This window comes from Yeosuana marina (assembly GCF_011762485.1).
GTDB lineage: Bacteria > Bacteroidota > Bacteroidia > Flavobacteriales > Flavobacteriaceae > Yeosuana > Yeosuana marina.
The window spans coordinates 1-1,273 of sequence record NZ_JAAKGI010000010.1 but is presented as its reverse complement, the minus strand read 5'-3'; the positions used below and the strand labels follow the sequence as shown (position 1 = coordinate 1,273).

Annotated in this window: 1 pseudogene; it reads right to left on the bottom strand. The window is 43.0% G+C overall.

The features are described from left to right. Positions 1–1,273 (bottom strand): annotated as a pseudogene (locus tag G5V56_RS11365) (DUF11 domain-containing protein); the annotation flags it as partial.

Below are 1,273 nucleotides of genomic sequence, written 5' to 3'. Positions count from 1 at the left end.
TAAATCTGCCTGTGCTGGCATGATTGTGATGGTGTCCTCATCGTCATCATCGCCATTACCATCGCCATCTTCATCTACGGTATCATCTGTCGTTGGATCACTGTCTGGATCATACTGGTCACTTGCCGTTATCTGGGCGGAGTTTGTGTACTCTCCTGCTGCTCCCGTTGGTGCATTGACCGTAGCCTCATAGCTAAGGGTAACCGTACCATTGTTTGCCGCTACTGTCAAGCCTGTCCATGTCGCCGTATTGCCAGTTTGTGTACCGCCATTGTTTACCGCCGTTAAGGTAAAGCCTAGTGGTAAGATATCTTCTACTGATACTCCTGTAGCTACATCTGGTCCTGCATTGGTTATCACTAACGTAAAGGTTACTGTATCTCCTACATTTGGAACTGTATTATCTATACTCTTAACTATACTTAAATCCGATTGTTGGATGACTACTTCAGCTGTATCTTCATCATCATCTTTTATGCCATCTCCATTATCATCTATTGTATCATCTGTCGTTGGATCACTGTCTGGATCATATTGATCACTTGCTGTTATCTCTACGCCATTGACATACTCATTGGATGTCCCTGTCGGTGCATCTACCGTAGCATCAAAGGTTAATATAACCGTATCTATTCCTAATGGAACTGTTATTCCTGTCCAATCTATAGTATCTCCGCCTGATAAAACCCCGCCGCCTGATATATTGGTAATACCACTATATCCACCTGGTACAACATCTTGTACCGATACGCCTGTAGCGGTTACAGCACCATCATTACTTATTAATATCGTAAAGGTTACTATATCACCTACATTTGGCGTCGTATCACTTACAATCTTCTCTATCGATAAATCTGAGGTCTGTGGTGTAATTATAAAGTTGTCTTCATCATCCTCACTCTGGTCACCATCATCGTTATCCGGAGTACTGTCTGGATCATGCTGATCGCTGCCTGTAACCTGAGCTACGTTACTATACTCTCCTAATGATCCTGTTGGTGCATTGACTACTACATCGTAACTCAACGTTACCGATGCACCGTTGGCAATACTCGCTATAGTCCAATCGATTTGGTTCCCTGTTTGTACGCCCCCATTGTTTATGGTGCCACCAGTTATCGTATAACCTATTGGAACAATATCTTCTACCGTTACATTGGTTGCTGTATCTGGCCCGTTATTGGTCAATACAACTTCAAAGGTTACCGTGTCACCCACATTTGGTGTTGAACTACTTGCCACACTTATACCCTTAGTTAACTCTAAATCGGAT